General features: G+C 69.5%; 29 protein-coding genes and 1 tRNA gene. 20 read left to right on the top strand and 10 right to left on the bottom strand.

Annotated elements, in window-relative coordinates:
• Positions 1-22 precede the first annotated feature (22 nt).
• Genes AAME72_RS07490 through AAME72_RS07470 form a run of 5 tightly spaced genes read left to right on the top strand, consistent with a single transcriptional unit; the run spans position 23 to position 2,574 of the window.
• Positions 23-568, top strand: a complete 546-nt coding sequence (locus AAME72_RS07490; RefSeq protein WP_348789610.1) for a TetR/AcrR family transcriptional regulator — start codon at positions 23-25, stop codon at positions 566-568.
• Positions 565-1,308: an AzlC family ABC transporter permease gene (locus AAME72_RS07485; RefSeq protein ID WP_348789609.1), complete on the top strand. Its 744-nt coding sequence runs from the start codon at positions 565-567 to the stop codon at positions 1,306-1,308. The genes AAME72_RS07490 and AAME72_RS07485 overlap by 4 nt, the downstream gene beginning before the upstream one ends.
• Positions 1,305-1,610 carry an AzlD domain-containing protein gene (locus AAME72_RS07480; RefSeq protein ID WP_348789608.1) on the top strand — a complete coding sequence of 102 codons (306 nt, stop codon included), beginning with the start codon at positions 1,305-1,307 and terminating at the stop codon, positions 1,608-1,610. The genes AAME72_RS07485 and AAME72_RS07480 overlap by 4 nt, the downstream gene beginning before the upstream one ends.
• 38 nt (positions 1,611-1,648) lie before the next feature.
• Positions 1,649-2,029 (top strand): hypothetical protein, encoded by a 381-nt coding sequence (locus AAME72_RS07475; protein ID WP_348789607.1) that lies wholly within the window; start codon positions 1,649-1,651, stop codon positions 2,027-2,029.
• Positions 2,026-2,574: a DUF6328 family protein gene (locus AAME72_RS07470; RefSeq protein ID WP_348789606.1), complete on the top strand. Its 549-nt coding sequence runs from the start codon at positions 2,026-2,028 to the stop codon at positions 2,572-2,574. The genes AAME72_RS07475 and AAME72_RS07470 overlap by 4 nt, the downstream gene beginning before the upstream one ends.
• 261 nt (positions 2,575-2,835) lie before the next feature.
• Here the strand turns inward: AAME72_RS07470 and AAME72_RS07465 are convergent, their stop codons facing one another.
• The 4 genes from AAME72_RS07465 to AAME72_RS07450 all read right to left on the bottom strand — a co-directional run bounded on the left by AAME72_RS07465 (position 2,836) and on the right by AAME72_RS07450 (position 8,216).
• Positions 2,836-3,927, bottom strand: coding sequence for a sugar-binding protein (locus AAME72_RS07465; RefSeq protein ID WP_348789605.1), 1,092 nt, complete (start codon positions 3,925-3,927; stop codon positions 2,836-2,838).
• Positions 3,928-3,972: 45 nt separating this feature from the next.
• On the bottom strand, positions 3,973-5,325 hold the full coding sequence (gene mmsB, locus AAME72_RS07460) for a multiple monosaccharide ABC transporter permease (protein WP_348789604.1): 1,353 nt from the start codon (positions 5,323-5,325) through the stop codon (positions 3,973-3,975).
• Entirely contained in the window at positions 5,325-6,872 is a 1,548-nt protein-coding gene (mmsA, locus tag AAME72_RS07455) for a multiple monosaccharide ABC transporter ATP-binding protein (protein ID WP_348789603.1), read from the bottom strand. The genes mmsB and mmsA overlap by 1 nt, the downstream gene beginning before the upstream one ends.
• Positions 6,873-7,025: 153 nt before the next feature.
• Positions 7,026-8,216: an ROK family transcriptional regulator gene (locus tag AAME72_RS07450; protein WP_348789602.1), complete on the bottom strand. Its 1,191-nt coding sequence runs from the start codon at positions 8,214-8,216 to the stop codon at positions 7,026-7,028.
• Between the two features lie 72 nt (positions 8,217-8,288).
• Between AAME72_RS07450 and AAME72_RS07445 the strand changes: the two genes are divergently transcribed.
• The 5 genes from AAME72_RS07445 (at position 8,289) to AAME72_RS07425 (ending at position 11,316) form a co-directional block, all read left to right on the top strand.
• Positions 8,289-9,035 (top strand): SseB family protein, encoded by a 747-nt coding sequence (locus tag AAME72_RS07445; RefSeq protein WP_348789601.1) that lies wholly within the window; start codon positions 8,289-8,291, stop codon positions 9,033-9,035.
• 17 nt (positions 9,036-9,052) lie between these two features.
• Positions 9,053-9,691, top strand: a complete 639-nt coding sequence (locus tag AAME72_RS07440; RefSeq protein ID WP_348789600.1) for a LysE family translocator — start codon at positions 9,053-9,055, stop codon at positions 9,689-9,691.
• A 28-nt stretch (positions 9,692-9,719) separates the two neighbouring features.
• Positions 9,720-10,535 (top strand): shikimate 5-dehydrogenase, encoded by an 816-nt coding sequence (locus tag AAME72_RS07435; RefSeq protein ID WP_348789599.1) that lies wholly within the window; start codon positions 9,720-9,722, stop codon positions 10,533-10,535.
• A gap of 71 nt (positions 10,536-10,606) precedes the next feature.
• Complete coding sequence (locus tag AAME72_RS07430; RefSeq protein ID WP_348789598.1) at positions 10,607-10,852, top strand: DUF6458 family protein; 246 nt, start codon at positions 10,607-10,609, stop codon at positions 10,850-10,852.
• A 17-nt stretch (positions 10,853-10,869) separates the two neighbouring features.
• Entirely contained in the window at positions 10,870-11,316 is a 447-nt protein-coding gene (locus tag AAME72_RS07425) for a MarR family transcriptional regulator (protein ID WP_348789597.1), read from the top strand.
• A gap of 3 nt (positions 11,317-11,319) precedes the next feature.
• On the opposite strand, the gene AAME72_RS07420 is transcribed toward AAME72_RS07425, so the two are convergent.
• A complete protein-coding gene (locus AAME72_RS07420) occupies positions 11,320-11,547 on the bottom strand; it encodes a hypothetical protein (protein ID WP_348789596.1) in 228 nt (75 codons plus the stop codon).
• Positions 11,548-11,640: 93 nt separating this feature from the next.
• On the opposite strand from AAME72_RS07420, the gene AAME72_RS07415 reads away from it, so the two are divergent.
• Complete coding sequence (locus tag AAME72_RS07415) at positions 11,641-12,051, top strand: MerR family transcriptional regulator (protein ID WP_348789595.1); 411 nt, start codon at positions 11,641-11,643, stop codon at positions 12,049-12,051.
• On the opposite strand, the gene AAME72_RS07410 is transcribed toward AAME72_RS07415, so the two are convergent.
• A complete protein-coding gene (locus AAME72_RS07410; protein ID WP_348789594.1) occupies positions 12,029-13,069 on the bottom strand; it encodes a hypothetical protein in 1,041 nt (346 codons plus the stop codon). The two genes, AAME72_RS07415 and AAME72_RS07410, sit on opposite strands and share 23 nt — an antisense overlap.
• 118 nt (positions 13,070-13,187) lie before the next feature.
• Here AAME72_RS07410 and AAME72_RS07405 point away from each other — a divergent pair, with 118 nt between their 5' ends.
• On the top strand, positions 13,188-13,415 hold the full coding sequence (locus AAME72_RS07405) for a hypothetical protein (RefSeq protein ID WP_348789593.1): 228 nt from the start codon (positions 13,188-13,190) through the stop codon (positions 13,413-13,415).
• Between the two features lie 52 nt (positions 13,416-13,467).
• A complete protein-coding gene (locus AAME72_RS07400) occupies positions 13,468-14,031 on the top strand; it encodes a dihydrofolate reductase family protein (RefSeq protein WP_348789592.1) in 564 nt (187 codons plus the stop codon).
• Here the strand turns inward: AAME72_RS07400 and AAME72_RS07395 are convergent.
• From AAME72_RS07395 to AAME72_RS07385, 3 genes are read right to left on the bottom strand one after another with little or no spacing between them, the layout of a single operon-like run.
• A complete protein-coding gene (locus AAME72_RS07395; protein WP_348789591.1) occupies positions 14,012-14,575 on the bottom strand; it encodes a hypothetical protein in 564 nt (187 codons plus the stop codon). The two genes, AAME72_RS07400 and AAME72_RS07395, sit on opposite strands and share 20 nt — an antisense overlap.
• A 31-nt stretch (positions 14,576-14,606) precedes the next feature.
• Positions 14,607-15,047, bottom strand: a complete 441-nt coding sequence (locus tag AAME72_RS07390; protein WP_348789590.1) for a MarR family transcriptional regulator — start codon at positions 15,045-15,047, stop codon at positions 14,607-14,609.
• Positions 15,044-15,394: a VOC family protein gene (locus AAME72_RS07385; protein WP_348789589.1), complete on the bottom strand. Its 351-nt coding sequence runs from the start codon at positions 15,392-15,394 to the stop codon at positions 15,044-15,046. The genes AAME72_RS07390 and AAME72_RS07385 overlap by 4 nt, the downstream gene beginning before the upstream one ends.
• A 151-nt stretch (positions 15,395-15,545) precedes the next feature.
• Between AAME72_RS07385 and AAME72_RS07380 the strand changes: the two genes are divergently transcribed.
• A complete protein-coding gene (locus tag AAME72_RS07380; protein ID WP_348789588.1) occupies positions 15,546-15,950 on the top strand; it encodes a hypothetical protein in 405 nt (134 codons plus the stop codon).
• A gap of 87 nt (positions 15,951-16,037) precedes the next feature.
• Here the strand turns inward: AAME72_RS07380 and AAME72_RS07375 are convergent.
• A tRNA-Leu gene (locus tag AAME72_RS07375) sits at positions 16,038-16,121 on the bottom strand.
• Between the two features lie 153 nt (positions 16,122-16,274).
• Here AAME72_RS07375 and AAME72_RS07370 point away from each other — a divergent pair.
• Genes AAME72_RS07370 through AAME72_RS07345 form a run of 6 tightly spaced genes read left to right on the top strand, consistent with a single transcriptional unit; the run spans position 16,275 to position 23,365 of the window.
• Positions 16,275-16,988, top strand: coding sequence for a DUF3662 and FHA domain-containing protein (locus AAME72_RS07370; RefSeq protein WP_348789587.1), 714 nt, complete (start codon positions 16,275-16,277; stop codon positions 16,986-16,988).
• Positions 16,985-17,563 carry an FHA domain-containing protein gene (locus AAME72_RS07365; protein ID WP_348789586.1) on the top strand — a complete coding sequence of 193 codons (579 nt, stop codon included), beginning with the start codon at positions 16,985-16,987 and terminating at the stop codon, positions 17,561-17,563. Before AAME72_RS07370 ends, AAME72_RS07365 begins: the two co-directional genes overlap by 4 nt.
• A gap of 2 nt (positions 17,564-17,565) precedes the next feature.
• Positions 17,566-18,816, top strand: coding sequence for a PP2C family serine/threonine-protein phosphatase (locus AAME72_RS07360; protein WP_348789585.1), 1,251 nt, complete (start codon positions 17,566-17,568; stop codon positions 18,814-18,816).
• The gene (locus AAME72_RS07355) at positions 18,800-20,197 is read left to right on the top strand and encodes an FtsW/RodA/SpoVE family cell cycle protein (protein WP_348789584.1); all 1,398 of its coding nucleotides are present in this window, start codon (positions 18,800-18,802) and stop codon (positions 20,195-20,197) included. Before AAME72_RS07360 ends, AAME72_RS07355 begins: the two co-directional genes overlap by 17 nt.
• A 1-nt stretch (position 20,198) precedes the next feature.
• Positions 20,199-21,653: a penicillin-binding protein 2 gene (locus AAME72_RS07350; protein ID WP_348789583.1), complete on the top strand. Its 1,455-nt coding sequence runs from the start codon at positions 20,199-20,201 to the stop codon at positions 21,651-21,653.
• Positions 21,650-23,365 carry a serine/threonine-protein kinase gene (locus AAME72_RS07345; RefSeq protein WP_348789582.1) on the top strand — a complete coding sequence of 572 codons (1,716 nt, stop codon included), beginning with the start codon at positions 21,650-21,652 and terminating at the stop codon, positions 23,363-23,365. The genes AAME72_RS07350 and AAME72_RS07345 overlap by 4 nt, the downstream gene beginning before the upstream one ends.
• Positions 23,366-23,398 lie beyond the last annotated feature (33 nt).

Raw genomic sequence — 23,398 nt, 5'->3', positions numbered from 1 at the left:
GAATTTGCTTTAAGCTATTCCCATGACCAGTACGACCACACCGTCGAAGCGGACGGGCGGACGCAGCGCCGCGGTCATCCACAGCGTCAGGACCGCCGTCGAAGAGCTCGTCAGAGAGAAGGGCAGCGAGCGCGTCACGGTGCCGATGATCGCGGAGCGCGCCGGCGTCAATCCCACCAGCATCTACCGGCGCTGGGGCGACCTGCCAACGCTCATCAACGACATCGCCACCTATCACCTCGACCCCGACCGACCCCTCGCCGACCACGGCTCGCTCCGCGACGATCTCACCGACTGGGCCCGCGGGCTCGTCACGCACTTCCGCAAGCCGGTCAACGCCGCCCTGCTCCGCGGCGGGGCCGGCGCAGCCGGCGACCGGCAGTCGGACTGCCTCCGCAATCGCCGGACCGAGTCCGGGATGCTGCTCGCCCGCCACCCGGAATCCGGGCTCACCGAGGACGAGGTGATGGACGTGGTCGTCGCCCCGATCATCTACCGCGTCATCTTCCAGCCCTGGACCCTCGACGACTCGACCGCCGAGACGGTCGTGGCCAGACTGTTCCGGTGACCAGGGCCGCCCGCACCACCCAGGAGCGGGCGGCGGCGCGCTCGGGATGGGCCGTCGGCATCGCGACCGCGGCCTACGGGATCTCGTTCGGCGCCCTCGCCACCGCCTCCGGACTCGACGTCTGGCAGGCCTGCGTACTCAGCCTCGTCATGTTCAGCGGCGGCTCGCAGTTCGCCCTGATCGGCGTGCTGGCCTCCGGCGGCGTCGGCGCGGGCGGCACCGCCATCGCGAGCGCCGCCCTGCTCGGCGTGCGCAACTCCTTCTACGCGCTGCGCCTCTCCCGCATCATCGGCGCCGGCTTCTGGCGCCGCTCCGCCGCCGTGCAGCTCACCATCGACGAGTCGACGGCGGTCGCCACCGCGCAGACCGAGCCGCGCGCGCAACGCATCGGCTTCTGGGTCACCGGCCTGGTGGTCTACATCGGCTGGAACCTGATGACCCTCGCCGGCGCCCTGCTGGGAAACCTGATCGGCGACGTGAAGGCCTACGGGCTCGACGCGGCCGCCGCCGCCGCGTTCCTCGGCCTGCTCTGGCCGCGGCTGAAGGCCAGGCAGACGCAGGCCGTCGCGGTCGCCGCCGGGTTCGTCGCGACGCTGCTCACCCCGTTCCTCATGCCCGGCCTGCCGGTGCTCGCCGCGGCCGTGGTCGCGATCGTGGTCGGCGCGCTCAACCTGTTCGGGCGCAGGGACGACCCTCCGCATCCCGACCCCGTCCCGATGGAGAGGGAGGTGGAGCCGTGACCACCTGGCACATCATCCTGCTCGGCTCCATCGCAGTGCTGGCGCTGAAGGCGGCCGGCTGGCTGGTGCCGCCGAAGGCCCTCGATCACCCGACGGTCGCGCGCGTCAGCGACCTGCTGACCGCGGCCCTGCTCGCCGCGCTGATCTGCGTGCAGACCTTCGGCGCCGGCCAGTCGCTGCAGCTGGATGCGCGGCTCCCCGCCGTCGCGATCGCCGCCGGGCTCTACGCGCTGCGCGTCCCGTTCATCATCGTGGTGCCGGCGGCCGCGGTCGTCGCTGCTGTCATCCGGCTCTTCACCTGACCGGCGGCGGTGTCGGCGGCGTTCCGTAACGTTCTGCCGTGAGCGCATCCTGGCACCCCGTGGCGAACGCCCTGCCGACCGAGTGGGTGCTGCGCCAGGGCGCGATGGGAGCGCCGTACGCCGTCGTGCGGCGTTTCGCCTTCGGCGACCCGAACCGGCCGGAGGTCTGGTTCCGGGTGGTCACCTGGGCGCCCGCCTCCCGGGGCCGCGAGCTCATCGGCTGGTGCCGCACCCTGGAGGCTGCGGCAGCCGTCGCGTGGGACCACCGCTGCGCCGCCGAATCCTGGCGCCACCACATGGCGTCGAAGCGCGTGGACGCCGCGGGGATGGCCTCCCAGCGCCCGAGCGCCTCGGAGCTGGTCCGGTTCTATCGGGCGGCATTGCGCCGCCGCACGAGTGGGGCGAGCATGGAGCGATGACGCAGCCTCCCGAACCCGACGTCGACCCGCAGGATGGGCGGCCCGAGAGCGAGACCCAGCGCGCCGACCGCAACTGGAGCGAGATCCTGCAGGAGCTCCGCGTCACCCAGACCGGCACGCAGCTGATCAGCGGCTTCCTACTGGCCATCGCGTTCCAGCAGCGCTTCTCGCAGCTGGACGGGTTCCAGGTCGGCTTCTACCTCGTGCTCGTGACGCTGGCCGCCGGATGCACGGCCCTCGGGCTCGCGCCGGTCGCCCTGCACCGTCAGCTGTTCCGGCACCACGAGAAGGTGCAGACCGTGTCCATCGCGAACCGACTGCTGCGCATCACCCTGGCCCTCGTCGCGCTGCTGACCTCCGGCGTCGTCTTCTTCGTCTTCGATGTGACGCTGGGTCGGACCCCCGCGATCGTCGTCGGCTGCGCCGTGCTGGTCGTCCTCCTCCTGCTGCTCGTCGTCTTCCCGGCGATCGTGCTCCGGCGGCTCCGCGGCAAGCGCAGCCCGATCACCGCGAGCCCGGGCCCGAGCCCGCGCCCGCCCGCATGAAACCGTCCGCTCGGTACGGGCTGCCACGGTCCGGGAATCCGTGACAGCCCCGATGCCGTCGAGCGGCTCCCTCCCTACCTTTTAACCAGGCTCGGCCACGGGGGACCGGTCCAGGGGGAAGGATCCGGGGGAAGGGGCCGGAGCGGCGATGAACCGCTCCGGCCCCTCTTTTCATGCCCACCGCCATCCCGGCACGCACGCGCCCGGAACGACGAAGGCCGGCCCCTCTCGGGACCGGCCGCCGCCGTGTGGATGCTGCACTTACTTGGTCAGCGGCTCCAGGGTCGGGTCGTTGGCGTACGCCTCGGCCGCGTTCTCCTTGGTGACGATGACCGGCTTCAGCAGGAAGGCCGGGACGACCTTCTTGCCGTTGTCGTACGACGTGGTGTCGTTCGTCTCGGGCTTCTTGCCCTGCTGCAGGTCCTTGACCATCTGGATGGCCTGCTTGACCAGGTTGCGGGTGTCCTTGTTGATGGTCGAGTACTGCTCGCCCGCCATGATGGACTTGACCGACTCGGCCTCCGAGTCCTGACCGGTGACGATCGGGACCGGCTTGCCCGCACCCTTCACCGAGGTGATGATGGCGCGCGCGAGGGTGTCGTTCGGCGACAGGACGCCGTCGAGCTCGGCCGAGCCGTAGCTCTTCGCGAGCAGCGTGTCCATGCGCGTCTGCGCGTTGGCCGGCAGCCAGCCCTGGGTCGCGGTCTGCTTGAGCGCGGTCTCACCGGAGACGACCTTCAGCGTGCCGTCCTTGATCTTCGGGTTGAGCACCTTCATGGCGCCGTCGAAGAAGACCTTCGAGTTGGCGTCGTCCGGCGAGCCGGAGAACAGCTCGATGTTGTAGTTCTTCTTGCCAGGGAACTTGGCCTTCATGCCGTCGAGCAGGGCCTGGCCCTGCAGCTCGCCGACCTTCTCGTTGTCGTACGCGACGTAGTAGTCGACGTCCTTGGTGTTGAGGATGAGGCGGTCGTACGCGATGACGGTCGCGCCGGCGTCGTGCGCGGCCTTGGCCTGCGCAGCGAGCTGGCCACCGTCGACGGCGCCGATGATGACGACCTTGGCGCCGTTGGTGATCATCGACTGAATCTGCGACTGCTGGTCGGAGACACCGGAGCCACCGGCGTACTGGACGTCGCCCTTGAAACCGGCCTCCTTCAGGCCGTCCTCGAACAGGCCACCGGCGAGAACCCAGTTCTCCGACGTCTTGGTCGGGAGGGCGACACCGATCGACGCGTCCTTGGCGAAGCCGGACGCCGTCGAGGAGCCGGACGAGCCGTCACGGCTCGAGCAGCCCGACAGGGCGAGCGCGGCGGCAGCTGCGACAGCCACTGTCGCGAGTGCGATCTTGCGCATTCTTATCTCTTTCTTCTCTGTGGATGGTGCAGGGGGATGTGGAGTTCAGGAGCTGAGCGACCGCGAGGAGTCCTCGGCCTGGTCGGAGGTGGGGACGACCGCGGGCTGTTCGGCGCCGGCCGCGTCGACCGCGGCCTCGCCGCGCTTGCGCCCGCCACCGAGCAGCCGGCCGATCAGCGACGGCCCGCCGCGGCGGTGCGAGTAGACGTCGATGCCGACCGCGATCAGCAGCACGAGGCCCTTGATGATCTGCACCCAGTCGCTCGTGACGCCGAGCAGCTGCAGGCCGTTGTTCAGCACGGCGATGACGAGACCACCGACGATGGAGCCGGCGACGGTACCGATACCGCCGGAGACCGCGGCGCCACCGATGAAGACGGCCGCGATCGCGTCGAGCTCCCAGCCGAGTCCGTCCTGCGGGCCGGAGGAGACCGACCGGGCGACCGCGATCATGCCGGCGAGGGCGGCGAGCACGGACATGTTCATCATCACGAAGAAGTTGACGCGCTTGATCTTGACGCCCGAGAGCTCCGCGGCGTGCGAGTTGCCGCCGACCGCGTAGATGTGACGACCGAAGATCGTGCTGCGGGTGATGAACGAGTAGAGGATGATCAGGACGCCGAGGATGATGCCGGAGACCGGGAACGAGGTGCCGACACGGCCGCCCGCGAACAGGAACGTGAAGTAGATCACGATCGCGTCGAGCACGACGACCTTGAACACGCTCACCCAGAGCGGCGCCTTCTCGGAGTTCATCTTCGTCTGGTTGCGGCGCGTGCGCACCTCGATCAGCGCGATGACGACGGCGATGACCAGGCCCAGCAGCAGAGTGGAGTTGTTGAAGCCGGTGTCGGGCCCCCACTCGGGCAGGAAGCCGCCGCCGATGAAGGTGAAGCCGTCCGGGACCGGGATGGTGTTCGCGTTTCCGATCAGCTGGTTCAGGCCACGGAAGATGAGCATGCCCGCCAGCGTCACGATGAAGGCCGGGACGCCGACGTAGGCGACCCACCAGCCCTGCCAGGCGCCGATGACCGCGCCGACGGCGAGACCGAGCACGATGGCCAGCGGCCAGGGCAGGTTCCAGCTGTTCATCGCCTGCGCGACGATGATGCCGACGACCGCCGCGACCGAACCGACCGACAGGTCGATGTGGCCGGCGATGATCACCATGACCATGCCGATGGCGAGCACCAGCACGTAGGCGTTCTGGTTGACCAGGTTGATCAGGTTGACCGAGTCGAGGGTCTTGCCGCCGGTGAGCAGCTCGAACAGCAGGACGATGACGACGAGCGCCCCGAGGATGCCGAACTGGCGACCGGTGGACTGGCCGCCGCCGAACATCTTGCCGAGGTCGCGGATGCCGCCCGACTTCTTCTTTTCTTCGATCTGTGTGGTCATCAGTGGGTTGCCTTCTTCTTGGCCGATGTCATGCTTTTCAGGAGGGTCTCGGGGGTGGCCTCCGCGATCGGAAGCTCGTTGGTGATCTGCCCCTCGAAGATCGTGTAGATCCGGTCGGAGATGCCGAGCAGCTCGGGCAGCTCGGACGAGATGACGATGACGCCCTTGCCCTGCGCCGCGAGCTCCTGGATGATCCCGTAGATCTCGAACTTGGCGCCGACGTCGATGCCGCGGGTGGGCTCGTCGAGGATGAGGATGTCCGGGTCGGTGAACATCCACTTGGCCAGCACGACCTTCTGCTGGTTTCCGCCGGAGAGGGTGCTGACGCCGCGGTCGACGTCCGGGGTCTTGATGCGGAGGCTGGTGCGGTACTGCTCCGCTACCGCGTGCTCCTTCAGGTCGTTGACCACGCCGCGGGAGGCGATCTTGGTGAGCTTGGCGGAGACGATCGACTCCTTGATGTCGTCGAGCAGGTTCAGCCCGAGCACCTTGCGGTCCTCGCTCACGTAGGCGAGGCCGTTGTCGATCGCCTCGGAGACGTTGCGCACCTGGATCTGGCGGCCGTCCTTGTAGATCTCACCGGAGACGAACGTGCCGTACGAGCGGCCGAAGACGCTCATCGCGAGCTCGGTGCGGCCGGCGCCCATCAGGCCCGCGAAGCCGACGATCTCGCCGCGGCGCACCGAGAAGCTGGAGTCCTTGACCACCAGGCGCTCCGGCACCTGCGGGTGCTGGACGACCCAGTTGCGCACCTCGAAGAAGACCTCGCCGATGTTCGGCGTGCGCTCGGGGAAGCGGCTCTCGAGGGTGCGGCCGACCATCCCGCGGATGATGCGGTCCTCGTCGACGCCGTCGGCCTTCACGCTGAGCGTCTCGATCGTGCGGCCGTCGCGGATGATGGTGATCTCGTCCGCCACGCGCTCGATCTCGTTGAGCTTGTGGCTGATGATGATCGAGCTGACGCCCTTGTGCTTGAGCCCGACGATGAGGTCGAGCAGGTGCGCGGACTCCGCCTCGTTGAGCGCCGCGGTGGGCTCGTCGAGGATGAGCAGCTTCACGTCCTTGTTGAGCGCCTTGGCGATCTCGACGAGCTGCTGCTTGCCGACGCCGATGTTCTTGATCTGGGTGTCGGGGTCGTCGTTGAGGCCGACGCGGGCGAGCAGTTCGACCGCGCGCCGCTTCGCCTCCCCCCAGTTGATGACGCCGCCGCGACCGGGCTCGTTGCCGAGGAAGATGTTCTCGGTGATCGAGAGCTCCGGGATGAGCGCGAGCTCCTGGTGGATGATCACGATGCCCCGCTGCTCGGAGGACTTGATGTCCCTGAAGCGCATGACCTCGCCCTGGTAGACGATGTCCCCGCTGTAGGTCCCGTACGGGTAGACGCCGGAGAGGACCTTCATGAGGGTGGACTTGCCTGCGCCGTTCTCGCCGCAGATCGCGTGGATCTCGTTCGCGTGGACGGTGAGGGAGACATCCTCGAGCGCCTTGACCCCCGGGAACTCCTTGGTGATCGTGCGCATCTGCAGGATGACTGCATTCGACGACATCGTCGCTCCTTGGTGTGCTGGAATCGGGCTGTGTTGCACTGCTACGCGTTATGCGCCTAAGTAGTAAACGCTAAATTCAGTCTTGGCGTCAAATGTTGAAGACAACGGATCGATAACAAACGAGCGCGATGGTACGCCGGGATCCGGAAGACGCTAGTCCCGGCCGGCCAGCGCGCCCTGGATGACCAGGGCCGCGGCGCCCAGGGACTCGGCCCGGTCGCCGAGCGAGGAGATCCGAACGACCGTCGTCTCGGCGATCACCGGGATGGCGTTGTGCTGGATGCCGTTCCGGATCGGCCCGAGCAGCGCTTCCCCCAGCCCCACCAGCGGACCGCCGATGAGCACCAGCTCGGGGTTGATGATGTTCGCGATGTTGCCGATCGCCTGCCCGATCGCGGTGCCGGCGTCGCCGACGACGCGGAGTACCGCAGGGTCGCGCTCCAGTCCCCTGCGCAGGATGTCCGCCGTGCTCACGGGCGCGCTCGCGCCGTGCGAAAGCGCCTCGATCATCACGGTCGTCGACGCGATCGTCTCCAGGCAGCCGCGGTTGCCGCAGCGGCAGATCACACCATGCTCCGCCACGGGGGTGTGGCCGAGCTCGCCCGTGATGCCGAGCGACCCGTAGTAGGGCAGGCCGTTCAGGATGAGCCCGGACCCGATGCCGGTGCCGATCTTCACGAAGATGAGGTTCCGCACCCCGCGGTTGGCGCCCCAGGTCACCTCGGCGAGCGCGCCGAGGTTCGCGTCGTTGTCGACCAGGACGGGGAAGCGGAAGGTGTCCTCGAGGTCGCGCAGGTTGACGCCGACCCACTCCGGCAGGATCGCCCCCTGCAGCACGGTGCCGGTCCTGCGGTCGATCGGACCGGGGATGCCGATGCCCACCGCGAGCACGGATTCCCTGTCGTGACCGCCCGCCTCGAGCATCCTGTCCAGCAGGGCCGCCGCCTCCTGCATCGCACCGCCGACGTCGTAGCCGAGCGCGAGCGGCATCTCGCCCTCGGCGATCACCTCGTAGCCGAGGGTGCACAGCGCGATGCGCACGTGCCGGCGGCCGAAGTCGACCCCGACAGCGACATCGCCCGTGTCGGTCAGCTGCACCAGCAGCGCCCGCCGGCCGCTCGAGGTCACCGGCGACGTCGCCACGACGCCCTTCGCCGCCATGTCCCGGACGATGTTCGAGACGGTGGCGGTGGACAGGCCCGTTCCGCGCGCCAGCTCGGCCTGGGTGGAGGAGCCGTTGGCGAGCAGGAACTCGACGAGACGCTCCTGGTTCAGGTGCCTGAGGGCTCCCTGCGACCCGGGATTGCGTGCGCCACGGGAGTGGGGCCCCACGGTGGCGGTCATAGCGATAAGCGTGGACGATCGGCCTTTTGGAGTCAAGCTGTGAACGTAACCGTGGCCCGGCATACTGATCGCATGAGCGAACGACCGGTGCGCAACCTGCCCGTCCAGACCGCCCTGGAGGCGTGGGCCGCCGGCAAGGACGCCCGCACGTTCTCCAACGTGCTGCGGCAGTGCGTGGCCGGCGAACTGCTGCTGGACATCAGCGCGTCCACGTTCGCCGACCCGGAGGCCGGCTTCCAGCAGGGCGACACCCTCGCGCTCGGCAAGCAGGTGGACGCCGCGGGCAAGGAGCTGCTCGTCGCGTTCACCAGCAACGAGCGGCTCTCCGCCTACCGCCGCGGCGAGCGCTTCCTCTCCCTGGCGCAGCCGGCGTGGTCCGTGCTCGCGGAGGCGATGTCCCGCGCGGACGGCCTCGCGCTCGATCCGGGGGACGACGCCCTGCTCATCGCGTACAGCGAGGAGCTGCGCGGCCAGGTCACCGAGGAGCCCGGCCGCAACGCCGCGCTCAAGAACGCGCTCGTCGACCGCGACCTCCCCTGGCCGCAGTTCCTCGCGCTGCTCACCCAGTCCTCCGTCGTCTACGTCGGCGTGGACGCCGCGCAGGGCGCGGTGCCGTCGGCCGTCGGAGCGGACGGCGCCCTGCTGCATCCCGTCTTCACGTCGCCGGCCGAGGTGTTCGCCTGGTCGCCGGAGCTGACCGCACGCGGGACCACCGTCGCGCAGGTCGCCCGCGTCGCCAGGGAGGACGGCTATGCCGGACTGCTCGTCGACCCGGCCGGCCCCTCCGCCACGATCCGGCTGGACGAAGTGGAGCGGTGAGCCCCTAGGATCGTCGCATGACGGCCCTCTCCATCCTGGCGTTCGCCGGGCTCTGCCTGGTCCTGGCCCTCACGCCGGGCCCCGACACCTTCCTGGTGCTGCGCTACAGCATGGGCAGGGCGCGCGACGGCTTCGCGGCCGCGGCCGGCTGCGCCGTCGGCTCGCTCGTGTGGGCCGCACTGGTCGCCGTCGGACTGGCCGCGCTGCTCGAGCAGTCGGCCGAGCTCTTCCGCATCGTGAAGATCATCGGCGGCCTCTACCTGCTGTACCTCGGCATCATGGCGTTCCTCTCGACCCGGCGGAGCGCGCGCCGCGAGCAGGAGGGCGCCGAGGCGATCCCCGCGCAGCGCCGGCGCTCCTCGTCCAGCCTGGTCGCCGGGCTGCTCTCGACGCTGCTCAACCCGAAGGTCGGCCTGTTCTTCCTCGCGGTCGTCCCGCAGTTCGTCTCCGCGCACGCCGGCTTCGGCGAGACCATGCTGCTCGGCGCGGTGGACGCGGTGGTCGGCGGCCTCTACCTGGTCGCGGTCACCGTGCTCGCCTCGCGGCTGGTCGCCTGGCTCCGGCGCCCGCGGGTGACCCGCATCCTGGAGCGAGTGTCCGCCGGCGTGCTCGCCGCGCTCGGCATCGGCACGGTCGTCGCGGGCGCCGAGGGCTGATCCCGCCGGTCAGGGCGAGAATGGACGCATGCCCATCCTCAACAAGGACATGCAGGTCTGCATCTCCCTCGCCGGTCGCCCGAGCAACATCGGAACGCGTTTCCACAACTTCCTCTACGACGAGCTCGGTCTGAACTTCGTCTACAAGGCGTTCAGCACCGACGACCTGGAGGGCGCCGTACGCGGCATCCGGGCGCTCGGCTTCCGCGGCTGCTCCGTCTCGATGCCGTTCAAGGAGGCGATCATCCCGCTGGTCGACAACCTCGAGCCGTCCGCCCTCGCGATCGAGTCCGTGAACACCGTCGTCAACGAGGACGGTCTGCTCACGGCCTCGAACACGGACTACGAGGCGGTGGCCCTGCTGCTGACCCAGCAGCGCGTCGACGCCGCAAAGAGCGTGCTGGTGCGCGGCTCCGGCGGAATGGCCAAGGCCGTGGTCGCCGCGTTCCGGGGTTGTGGATTCGAGAACGTCACGGTGCTCGCCCGCAACGAGCAGGCCGGCCCCGCCCTCGCCGAGAAGTACGGCTATCGCTGGCTGGCCGACGACCCGGCTCCCGCCCACGACGTGATCGTGAACGTGACACCGCTCGGGATGCGCGGCTCCGAGGAGCGGACGCAGGCCTTCTCCGACGAGCAGATCCGGCGTGCGGACACCGTCTTCGACGTCGTGGCCTTCCCGGCGGAGACACCGCTCGTCGCCGCCGGACGCGCCGCGGGGAAGACGCTGATCACCGGCGCCGAGGTGATCGCGCTGCAGGCGGCCCGCCAGTTCGAGCGCTACACGGGCGTCGCGCTGACCGCCGACCAGGTGGCCAGGGCTTCCGAGTTCTCCCGCGCGGAGTGAGGCGCGAAATCGCCCGTGCCAGGAGGCGAGCGCGCGGAGTAGCCTGAGCGCCACCGGACGGGGAGGGCACGATGGGCATCGGAAGCGGCATCTTCATCTTCGTGGTCGGGCTGATCCTGGCATTCGCCCTGAACGTCGAGATCAGCTGGATCGACCTTAAGGTGACCGGCTACATCCTGATGGGGGCGGGACTGCTCGTGTTCGTGCTCTCGCTGTTCCTCACGTTCCGCAGGCGCACCCGCACGGTGACGACCCGGGACACGATCGATCCCGCCAGCGGCGAGCGCACCGAGCAGCGCCGGACCGACGATCGGTGACCGCGGGCGCGCCTAGAATGGCCCTCGTGTCCGATGATCTGCTCGCCCTGGAGAACCAGGTCTGCTTCGGCCTCGCCGTGGCCGCACGCAGCGTCATCGCGCTGTACCGGCCGGTGCTCGAGCCGCTGCAGCTGACGCATCCCCAGTACCTCGTGATGCTCGCCCTCTGGGAGGCGGAGCCGCGGTCCGTCAAGAACCTCAGCGACGCCCTGCAGCTGGAGCCGGCGACGCTCTCCCCGCTGCTCAAGCGCCTGGAGGCGACCGGCTACATCGAGCGCAGACGCAGCTCGACGGACGAGCGGGCGCTCGAGGTCACGCTGACCGAGCGCGGCCGCGCCCTGCGCGCCGAGGCGGAGACCATCCCGCCGCGCATCGTCGAGCGCCTCGGGCTGCCGCCGGCCGATCTGGTGAACCTGCGGGAGAGCCTGCACGCCATCATCGCCGCAGCGGTGCGCGCGGAGTAGCGCTCAGGCGATCTGCGCGGCCTCCGGGCACACCAGCCGGGTCGCGTCCCGCTGACCGCCGGGGCGGAGCACCGTGTGCTCGGTCATCGGGCGGCCGCACATCGGGCACGGGGATGCAGTGGAACGCACGTCGGGACCCTCCGGGTGACCGGCTCCGAGCTGCGCGGGACCGGCGACACGGATGAGCTTCTCGTTCCAGCGCGAGTACCAGCTCGCGAAGCGTCCGGACATCTCTCCTCGATTCATTAGGGCACTAACTAATAGTGTAGCGCGCGTTGACCCTGACCCGGTGGGGAAGGTTTACGCTGTGGGCGGAGGATCCCGATGCAGATCAGCGAGCTCGCCACGCGGGCCGGCGTGACCGTCAAGGCGGTGCGATACTACGAGCGCCTCGGCCTGCTCGTGCCGCAGCGCCTCGCGAACGGCTACCGCGACTACGGCGCCGAGGAGTTGCGCGCCGTCCGCGAGATCCGCGAGCTCGCCGCGACCGGGATCCCGCCCGGCAAGGCGGCCCCGTTCATCGCCTGCCTGCACTCCGGTCACGAGCGCAGCGACGAGTGCCCGGCATCCGTCGAGGCCTACCGCGACGGCATCGCCGAGCTGGACGCCGCGATCGAGACCCTCGCGCGCCGACGCGAGCAGCTCGCACGCCGCCTCGCAGACACCGAAGGGCATCCCGTGGCCGCGCCGGAACCGCTGTGCGGGCTCGCGCTCAGCGCCACTGCACCGAGATGAAGAACGCGCCGGCGTCCTGGAAGCCGGTGATCCCGCCCTCGACATCCACCTCGATGGAGCCGGTCGACGTGATCGTCCCTGTCTCCCCCGTGGCGGGGATGCTGTAGTCGGCCGAGAAGTCGGCGGCCCCCGCGGACGCCGTCTTGACCGGCCAGCACCCGGTGCCGTCGCGCTGGCCCGGCAGGCCGCACTGGTCGCTCCACGCCGAGACGGTCACCTTCGGCGCGGTGGCCAGCGTCCACTTCTGGTTCGTCCAGACCTCACCGTCCGTCGCGCCGTCGGTGAGGCCGAAGGAGCATCCGCTCGGCTTCGGGCCGCCCTGCATGCACGACTGGACCCACGCGTTCGCGGCGGCGACGGCGGCATCCGCGCCTTTCTGCGTGAGCTCGGCGGTCGCCGTGAGCTCCTCGCGCTGCTGGAAGCCGGTTATGGCCACGCTCGACCCCTTCACCGTGAACCACGGGCTGCCGCCGGGAACCTCGATGGCGTAGCGCCCGGGGAAGGCGAGAAGTGCGGGATGGCGCGCCGCCTCCACCTTCGCCCCGGCGATGGTCGCCGTGATGCTGCCGGGCGCGCCGACGTGCACGTCGATCATGGAGAGCTCCGCGGGCTGCAGCCGCCACGCGACGATGCCGAACAGCGCCGCAGGGGTCCAGCCCCCGCTCTTCAGCGACAGGCTCGAGTGGGCCGTGTGGCCTCCCGCCGTCGTCTGCACGTCGACGACGGCGCGATCCCCGTTCGTGCGCACCCGGACGACGCGGAAGCCGGAGAGCCGCTCGGTCGCCTTCGCGTACGCCGCATCGGTGAGCAGCACCTCGTTCGGGTCGGTCTTCCTGCCCTCCATCCGCATCGCGGCCTCGACATGCCCCGCACGCACCTGGCCGAGGTAGGCGGTCACGATGCGTGCAGGATCCGCGGCGGCCTTCGCCTGCAGCATCAGCACGAACGAGGTCACGCCGAGCGCGAGCAGCAGCGCCATCCCCCCGGCCACCAGCGCGATCCACAGCGGTCGTCTCATTCCGTTCCCCCTCGACGGACGAATCATACCGACGGATGACCCGCTCCCCACCACGGGTGGATGTGCCGGCCCACGCCCCCGGCTTGACTGGATCCATCGGCCAGAGAAGGGGAAGGACATGACGACACTGGAGCACCGCATCCCGCTGCGGGGGGTCGCGCGGAACCGGGGGGTTTTCGCGTCGCTCGCGGGGAACGCCTATCTGAGGCTCATCGCTGTGCTCGTCGTCATCGCGGCCGGCGCCGCGCTCCTCACCGTCGGCATCGGACTGGCGCTCGACGTCATCGTCCCTGTGCTGTTCGGCGACGAGCTGCACGCGCTGGCCGCGCTCCTCCCCCACGGCTGATCCCGCCCTCCCGGCCCTAGCCCTGCGCCTGCCGCGGTCCTAGAGTCCAGCCATGGCTCTGCTCTATACAGCGAACACCTCGTTGGATGGTTACACGGTCGACGCGTCGGGATCGTTCGACTTCACGGTCCCCTCCGAGGAGGTCCACGCGTTCATCAACGACCGCCAGCGTCCCGTCGGCACCTATCTCTACGGGCGCAGGATGTACGAGACGATGCGGGTCTGGCAGGAGATGCCCGCCGCAGGGGATGCGGATGTCGTCGTCGACTACGCCGCCATCTGGAAGGCGGCCGACAAGGTCGTCTACTCGTCCACGCTGACCGAGGTCAGCACCCCGCAGACCCGGGTGGAGCCGCGTTTCGACCCCGCCGAGGTCCGCGCCCTGGTCGACGCGTCGCCGACGGATGTGGAGATCGGCGGTCCGACCATCGCGGCCGCCGCGTTCCGCGCCGGTCTGATCGCCCAGGTCGAGCTCTTCGTCGCTCCGGTCGCGGTCGGAGGCGGCCTGCCCGCACTCCCCGCCGGCCTGCGCATCGACCTGCGCCTGCGCGATGAGCGCGTCTTCGAGAACGGCACCGTGTACCTGCGCTACGACGTCAGCGCACCTGCAGGGTGACGCTCGGCCGGTCGAGCGCGCGCTCGAGGTCGTCGACAGTCACACCGTGCTCGCCGAGGATCGCCACCGGATAGAAGAAGGAGTCGAGACCGGCGGGGGTGCGCGGCGGCGCCATCCCGTCCACCTCGAACGGCAGCGGATGACCGGACGTGCGCGCGACCAGGCCGCCGTCGTCCCCGAGCTCCAGCGACACCGATCGGGTCGGCGCGCCGCGCTCCAGGAACGCCCAGCTCATCGCCGGGAGCCGCACGTCGATCATCGCGCGGTAGACGTCCCGCTGCTCGCTGAGCAGCGCGGCGGCCCCGCCGACCGTCTCGCTCGCGCCGTGCAGCAGCATCCACCCGTTCATGGACGACGTCAGCACCAGCAGGCCGGCGCCCTGCCCGAGGTGCGGGTTCTCGCACCACGAGAACTGCTCGTCGAGGATGTCCGCCTCCAGCTCCGTCGCGAGCCCGCGCGCGGGCAGGGCGGGCAGGAAGACCCAGCTGCCGCCCGCGAAGATCTCGAAGAGCGCGTCGCTCAGCACCGGGACGTCCTCGGACACGCCACGAGTCTACGGTCCCGCCGGGCCGCGGTCAGCGCTCCGCCGACTCGAGCTCCGCGCGCAGCCGCCGCGCCAGCTCCACCGCCGCGGAGAGCTCGTCGAGGGATGCGGCGCGAGCGGTGCGCGCAGCCCACGCCTTCCGCCGGGGCCGGATGCGCGCCAGCACCGCGCGCCCCTCCTCCGTGAGGGAGACGAGCGGCGCCCGCGCGTCCCGAGGGTCGGGCGTTCGGGCCACCAGCCCTGCGGCCTCTAGCTGCGCGACACTCTCGCTCGCCGACTGCCGGCGCATCCCCCGCCGCCTGGCGATCTCCGCGACGCTGAGCGGACCGGAAACCAGGGCGCCCAGCGTCCGCCACCGGGATGCGCTCAGGCCCTCCTCCGCCACGATCGCGTCCCCGGCCCTGGCGAGGGCGTCGGAGAGCCGGAAGACCTCGTCGACCAGCTCGGTGAGGCGCTCCCCTTCTCCACTCACGGGGTCTCGCTCAGGCAGACGACGTGCCCGTCGGCGTCCCGGACGACCGCCATCCGCTCTCCCCACGGCCGGCGTTCGGGCGCGTCGATCAGCGAGCCGCCGGCCGCGACCCAGCGCGCCACCACATCGTCGAGGCGAGAGACGGCGAAGGTCACCGCCACCGCGGTGTCGGACGCCGCCGCCGGGCGCTCGTGCAGCATGATCTCGACGCCGTCGGCGCTGCGCAGCCACGCGAAGCCGTCCGCCCGGCGCTCGAGGAGCAGACCGAGCACTCCTTCATACAGGGGCAGCGTATCGGCCAGGTCGGACGACGAGACGATCACGCGATGGAGGGCGGCAGCAGGCATGCGGCCATCCTGCGCGGATTGACAGGAGCCTGTCAATATGGGAAATCAGCCCCGTTTGGGGGGCACGCGCACTCTTGTCCTCATTTTGGAGGACAGCCTAGGGTTGCCGCACTAGGGACCACACTGAGGAACAGGCAGGAAGGACCCGACGATGATCAAGACCGGCAGCCCCGTTCTGGACACCCGCCTCATTCACGCGCTGGTCGGCCTGGAACCCGGCGCGCCGGTGGTCTTCGTCGCCTCCAACACCCGGCTCCGAGCCTCGACGATGATCGCGACGGGAGCCGGTCTCGAGGATCTCGCTTCCGTCCTTCTCGACGTCGTGAGCGTCTCCCCGACCGCCCCGCTGTGGGGCTGGCTCGCGGACCCGACGGACGACGAGGTGTACGACCTCGCCTTCGCGATCCAGGGGCTCGCCGCCGATGCGACGCGCCGCCACCTCCGGATGCGCCTGCTCGACCATGCGACGTTCGAGGCGGAGCTCCCCCGGAACGCCCTGGTCATCGAGGTGCCGAACCTGCACTCGGGATGGGCGTTCGCGGTCTTCACCGACTGACCGCCGCGCGCATACGGCGCGGTGCGGCTCCGAGGACCGTCCAGGGAAAAGCAGAAGGCCCCGGGATACCCGGGGCCTTCACGTCCGTGCGCGAGGGGGGACTTGAACCCCCACGCCCTTGCGGGCACTGGCACCTGAAGCCAGCGCGTCTGCCAATTCCGCCACTCGCGCGAACCAAGGAAGACTAACACGACGACAGCGCGGTTCACGAATCGGCGCCGTCATCCCCCGGGCGGATCTTCACCCGATACGCAGGGGCCGTGGGTGCCTTTCCAAGCGATCCGACTAACATGCATGTAGCTAGCAAGCCGGGAGCGGGAGACTGTGGGCATACTGGACAACTTCGAGCGGGGGCTCGAGCGCGCCGTCAACGGCGCGTTCGCGAAGACCTTCCGTTCCGGGCTGCAGCCTGTCGAGCTCACGAGCGCCCTGCGCAAGGAGATGGACACGAAGGCGGCCGTCGTCTCCCGCGACCGCGTGCTCGCTCCGAACCGCTTCGTGCTGCGGATGTCCGGCGCCGACCACCAGCGCATGCAGTCGATGGGCGCTGCCCTCACCGACGAGCTCGTCACCTTCGTGCAGAAGCACGCGGCGAGCCAGCACTACCAGTTCGCCGGCGGCATCTCGATCGAGCTGCAGGAGGATTCCGACCTGTCGGTGGGGATGCTGCAGGTCGACTCCGAGAACGTCAAGGGCGACGTGGCCTGGACGCCGGTGCTGGATGTGAACGGCCGTCACTACCCGCTCTCGCGTGCCCGCACCGTGATCGGCCGCGGCAGCGACGCCGACATCACCGTGGACGACACCGGCATCTCGCGCCGGCACGTCATGATCACCTGGGACGGCCACCGCGCCCAGGTGGAGGACCTCGGCTCCACCAACGGCTCGAAGCTGAACGGCGAGCCGGTCAAGAAGGCCATCCTCGACCCCGACTCCGTCATCACGATCGGACGCACCCGCATCGTCTTCCGCGTGCTCCCCCAGGCCTCTGCCGCCCCCCGCGCCTCCGCGGGTGACAACTTCTGGGGACCGGCATGAACCCCAGTGAACTCGCACTCCTCGTCCTGAGGTTCGGCTTCCTGCTGCTCCTCTGGCTGTTCGTCTTCGGCATCATCTACGCGCTCCGCACCGATCTCTTCGGGCAGCGGGTGCGCAAGCTCCCGGAGCCGCAGGCCCAGGCGTCCCCGTTCCCCGCTGCCGCGCCCGCCGCAGCGAGTGCGGTGCCGGCCGGACCGACCGAGGCGGTCATGCAGCACGCTCCGGTCTCGTCCCTGCCCTCCGGCGCGAACACCGTCTCCGGCGGTTCGAACGCCAGCACCCAGACCGCACGCCGCCTCGTGCTGACCTCCGGTCCGCGCGCAGGGACGGAGCTGCCGCTCGGCCGCGACCCCATCACCATCGGACGTTCCAGCGAGTCGGGGCTGGTCATCCGAGACGACTACACCTCGACCCACCACGCCCGCCTGCTCCTGTGGAACGACGAGTGGATGATCCAGGATCTCGACTCCACGAACGGCACGTTCCTCGACGGCCGGCGCGTGACGGTCCCGACCCAGGTCCCACTCGACACCCCGATCAAGATCGGCACGACCACATTCGAGCTGCGACGGTAGCCGTGGCAGCAGCGAATCGCGCGGCGGCCGTCTCCCACATCGGGAAGATCCGTTCGAACAACCAGGACTCGGGCTACGCAGGCCGGGACCTGTTCGTCGTCGCCGACGGAATGGGAGGCCACGCCGGCGGTGACGTCGCGAGCGCGATCGCGGTGACCCGCATCCGCGAGGCCGACCGCGAGTACGAGACGGCCTCCGAGGCGGAGTTCGCGCTGCAGTCGGCGCTGATCGCGGCGAACTCCCTGCTCGCCGAGACCGTGTTCGAGCACCCGGAACTGACCGGGATGGGCACCACGGTCAGCGCCCTCATCCGCGTCGGCGACCGGATCGCCCTCGCACACATCGGCGACTCCCGCATCTACCTGTACCGCGACGGCGAGCTCAAGCAGGTCTCCACGGACCACACGTTCGTCCAGCGCCTCGTCGACAGCGGCCGCATCACCGAGGAGGAGGCGATGGTCCATCCGCGCCGCTCCGTGCTGATGCGCGTGCTCGGCGACGTGGACGCCTCCCCCGAGATCGACACCTGGATCCTGGAGACGCAGCCGGGCGACCGCTGGCTGATCTGCTCCGACGGCCTGAGCGGCGTCGTCAAGAACGACGACCTGAAGAACGCCCTCGCTGCCAAGGAGGGGCCGAAACAGGTCGCCGACAAGCTGCTGAAGCAGAGCCTCGACGCCGGCGCTCCGGACAACGTGACGGCGGTCATCCTCGACATCGCCGACGTGTCGCGCGGCGAAGTCCTCAAGGAGCCGCTGACGGTGGGCTCCGCCGCCGCGCCGCTGCAGTTCGGCGAGCCCAAGCCGGCCGCGCGCGCGTCCCGGCTCCCGACGCTGCGCCTGCATCCGATCCGTCCAGCGACGGGTCCGACGCACTTCGAGCCGCAGTCGGAGGACTACCTCGACGAGCTGATCGAAGAGGATGAACGCCGCGCTCGCCGTCGGCGACTGACGTGGATGATCGGGCTCGCCGCGGTGGTCGTGGCGATCGTGCTCGCCGTGCTTTTCGGCTACCAGTGGACCCAGTCCCGCTTCTTCGTCGGCGAATCCCCGGCCGGCAAGGTCGCCATCTTCCAGGGTGTGCAGCAGAACCTGGGCCCCATCGTCCTCTCGCACGTCTACGAGGAGTCGGATGTGACCGTCAAGAGCCTCCCCGCTTACGACAAACAGCTTGTGCAGGGGACCATCAACGCGGACGACCTCGCCGCGGCCCAAGCGATCGTGGATCAGTTGAGCGATGCCGTCAAGAAGTGATGTCTCCGAGCGCCGCCAGGCCAGGCCGGACACCGGCCCGGTGAAACGGCTGCGCCTTCCCGCGAAGCTCCGCAACCTCGAGCTGTTCCTCCTGCTGATCGCCTGCGGGATCAACGCCGCGGCCGTCGTCCTCGTCCAGCTGGGCGCCGAGGGACACGTCGACCTCACCCTGGTCTACTACGGCGCCTGCCTCTCGGCCCTGGTCCTCGGGATGCACGTCGCCCTGCGTTTCGTCGCCCCGCAGGCCGACCCGTTCCTGCTGCCGATCGCGACCGTCCTCACCGGGATCGGGATCGCCGAGATCTACCGCATCGACATCCACTACAAGGTCACCGGGTGGGAGTCGGACGGCATCAAGCAGATCGTCTGGGCAGCGATCGCGATCGCCTGTGCGATCGCCGTCATCATCGTGATCCGCAACCACCGGGTCCTGCAGCGGTACACCTACATCTTCGGCCTCGCGGCTCTCGTGCTCCTGCTGCTGCCGATGCTGCCCGGGATCGGCCAGGAGATCTTCGGCGCACGCGTGTGGATCCGGATCGGCCCGTTCAGCTTCCAGCCCGGCGAGATCGCCAAGCTCTGCCTCGCCGTCTTCTTCGCCGGCTACCTCGTGCAGGCACGCGACTCGCTGTCGGCCGTCGGCAAGAAGTTCCTCGGGATCCGCTTCCCACGGGCCAGAGACCTCGGGCCGATCCTCATCGTCTGGCTGATGTCCATGGCCGTGATCGTCTTCCAGCGCGACCTCGGAACCGGTCTGCTGATCTTCGGCCTGTTCCTCGTGATGCTGTACGTGGCCACGGCGCGCATCAGCTGGGTGATCCTCGGCGTGCTGCTCATCGTGGGCGGCGCGGTCGTCGCCAGCCAGCTCCTCGTCTACGTGCACGACCGCTTCGAGAACTGGCTCGACCCCTTCGCTCAGAAGGTCTACGACGCCCAGGGCGGCAGCTTCCAGCTCGTGCAGGGTCTGTTCGGGCTCGCGCACGGCGGCCTGATCGGGACCGGCCTCGGTCAGGGCCAGCCGTGGGTGACGCCGGTCGCGCGCAGCGACTACATCATCGCGAGCCTGGGCGAGGAGCTGGGACTCGCCGGCCTCTTCGCCATCTTCGCTCTGTACCTCGTCTTCGTGGCGCGCGGTCTGCGCATCGGCTTCGCCGGGCAGGACGACTTCGGCAAGCTCCTGGCCGTCGGCCTCTCCTTCATCGTCGCGCTGCAGTGCTTCATCGTCATCGGCGGCGTGACCAGGGTCATCCCACTCACGGGTCTGACGACGCCGTTCCTCGCTGCGGGTGGATCCTCGCTCGTGGCCAACTGGATCATCGTCGCCCTGCTGCTGCGCCTCTCCGATACGGTCCGCAACCAACCCCGGCTGGTGGTGAACTGACATGAACCGCGAGATCAAGCGTGTCAGCACGATCGTGCTGGCCATGTTCCTTGCCCTGCTCGTCTCGACCTCCATCCTGCAGGTCTTCCAGGCGGACACCCTCTCGGCGGACGCCCGCAACACCCGCGCCAGGAACGACAGCTACTCCGCGCAGCGCGGTGCGATCCTCGCCGGCGGTCAGCCCATCGCGCAGTCGGTGCCGTCGAAGGATGTGTACAAGTGGCAGCGGGTCTACAGCAACGGGCCCCTCTACTCCGCGGTCACCGGGTTCTACCCGATCGACGGCGAGGCGACCGGGCTCGAGGGCGCCCTGGACGACAAGCTCAGCGGGTCGTCCAACTCCCAGTTCTTCGAGCGCATCAACTCGATCTTCACCGGAAAGAACCCGCAGGGCGCGACGGTGGAGACCACCATCGACCCGGTCGCGCAGCAGGCGGCGTGGGATGCGCTCGGCGACTACCAGGGCGCCGTCGTGCTCCTCGAGCCCAAGACCGGCCGCATCCTCGCGATGGTCTCGAAGCCCAACTACGACCCGAACACGCTCGCGTCGCACGACACCGAGGCGGTGAATGCGGCCTACCAGCAGCTGCTCGACGCTCCGGGCGACCCGCTGATCAACCGCACCATCGGCGGCGACCTCAACCCACCGGGATCCACCTTCAAGCCGGTGATGAGCTCGACGGCACTCGGCACGGGCGACTACACCAAGGACAGCCAGTTCCCGAACCCGTCGTCGCTGCAGCTGCCCGGGTCGCCGACGGTGGTCAAGAACGACTCGCTGACCACGTGCGGGCCGGGCGCGACCGTCTCGCTCGCAACGGCGCAGATCCTCTCCTGCAACATCCCGTTCGCCGAGCTCGGGATGCAGCTGAAGCCGGAGGTCATCAAGGACCAGGCCGACAAGTTCGGCTTCAACCAGCCGCTCAGCATCCCGATCCCCGTGGAGAAGAGCGTGTATCCGCTCTACACCAACCCTGCCGAGCGTGCGCTCGGCTCGTTCGGCCAGAAGAACGACAAGGCCACGCCGCTCCAGATGGCGATGGTCTCGGCCGCCATCGCGAACGGCGGCACGCTGATGACCCCCAACCTCGTCGACTCGATCCGCTCGTCGGATCTGCAGCCGATCGAGACCTTCCAGGCGAAGGAGTTCTCGCAGCCGCTGAGCCAGGCGAACGCCGACACGGTGAAGCAGATGATGGTCGACGGCGTCGATCACGGCGTAGCGAGCAATGCAAGAATAGACGGGGTCGAAGTCGGCGGAAAGACGGGGACGGCGCAGAACGGGGAGAACGACCCCTACACGCTGTGGTTCACCGGGTTCGCACCGGCGAACGACCCTCGGTTCGCTGTTGCAGTTGTCGTGGAAAATGGCGGTGGACGCGGTCAGAGCGGCACGGGGAACTCCATCGCCGCGCCGATCGCGAGAAAAGTACTAGAGGCGGTGCTGAATAAATGAGACCCACAGCAGGGCTCACCTTCGGAGGACGTTACGAGCTGCAGTCGCGGATCGCGATCGGCGGGATGGGCGAGGTCTGGCAGGCCACCGATCTGGTGATCGGACGCACCGTCGCCATCAAGATCCTCAAGGACGAGTACCTCGGCGACCCCGGCTTCCTCGAGCGCTTCCGTGCCGAGGCCCGCCACGCAGCGCTCGTCAACCACGAAGGCATCGCGAACGTCTACGACTACGGCGAGGAGGAGGGCAGCGCCTTCCTCGTCATGGAGCTGGTCCCCGGCGAGGCGCTCTCCAGCATCCTGGAGCGCGAGCACATCCTCAGCACCGACCGCACCCTGGACATCGTCGCGCAGACCGCCGCCGCGCTGCACGCCGCCCACGCCGCCGGGCTCGTGCACCGTGACATCAAGCCGGGCAACCTGCTGATCACGCCGGACGGCCGCGTCAAGATCACCGACTTCGGCATCGCCCGCATCGCCGACCAGGTCCCGCTCACCGCGACCGGCCAGGTCATGGGCACCGTGCAGTACCTCTCGCCGGAGCAGGCCTCCGGCCACCCGGCATCGCCGACGACCGACATCTACTCGCTCGGCATCGTCGCGTACGAGTGCCTGGCCGGCCGCCGGCCGTTCACCGGCGAGTCGCAGGTGGCCATCGCGATGGCGCAGATCAACGAGGCGCCGCCGGAGCTTCCGGCCACGGTCGCGGAGCCCGTCCGCAACCTGGTCTTCGCCTGCATCGCGAAGAACCCGGCCGACCGGCCCGCCTCCGCGGCCCACCTCGCTCGCGCCGCCCAGGCCTTGCGTCGCGGAGACGTGCGCGCCGCTGCCGCGTCGGTGCCCGCCGTGTTGGGCGCGGCGGCGGCCACGGATGCGGCCACCGTCCTGATGACCTCGCCGGGCAGCGCCCCGACCCAGGCAACGACCGTCCTCCCGGCGACCGCCGCCCAGACGGTCGAGGAGGAGACCGAAGAGGCTCCGGTCGAGGAGAAGAAGCGCAGCCCCTGGACGTGGCCGCTGATCGCCCTGATCGCGCTGCTCGCCCTCGTGCTCATCGGCACGCTGATCGCCCTGCTCGTCCAGCCGAAGTCGGCGCCGAGCACGCCCACGACGACCGCGGCCACCGCCCCGTCCCCCAAGCCGACCTCCCCGTCCCCGACGCCCAGCCCGACGAGCAACACCGTGCAGATCACCGAGAGCGACTTCCTCGGCCTCTCCGCGGACGAGGCGCGCGCCAAGCTGCAGGATCTCGGGATGGTCGCCAACGTCCAGCAGGGCACGGCCGCGACCTCGGCCAAGCAGGTCAACACGGTCTACTCCGTGAACCCGACCGGCCCGGTCCCGGTCGGCACCCAGGTCACGGTGAAGGTCTACTCCGACCTCACCCCCATCCCCACCCCGACCGACACGGTCTCGGCGAACCCGCCGTCCGGCCAGGGCATGGCGAACTCGCAGATCACGGTCTCCTTCGGTTCGGCCACCTGCCCCGCGGGCCAGAAGCTGACCGGGCGCCGTCTGTTCATCAACGGTCAGGCGCAGGCCCCCGTCCAGGACACGAAGTTCACGTGGACCCCGAACGCCGCAGGCGACTACTCGCTGACGTACTCGGTGTTCTGCAACCAGGGCGAGTCCGTGGAGTCGGGACAGAGCCCGGCGGCGTCCTACACGGTGCTCCCCGCAGTGGGACCGACCTCGCCGCCGCCGACGCCCTGACGCCAACCCCCTGACGTCGACCCCCGCACGAGG

This window comes from Leifsonia sp. NPDC080035 (genome assembly GCF_040050925.1).
GTDB lineage: Bacteria > Actinomycetota > Actinomycetes > Actinomycetales > Microbacteriaceae > Leifsonia.
The sequence above is the reverse complement of the archived record's forward strand: the minus strand, read 5'-3'. Positions and strand labels throughout refer to the sequence as shown.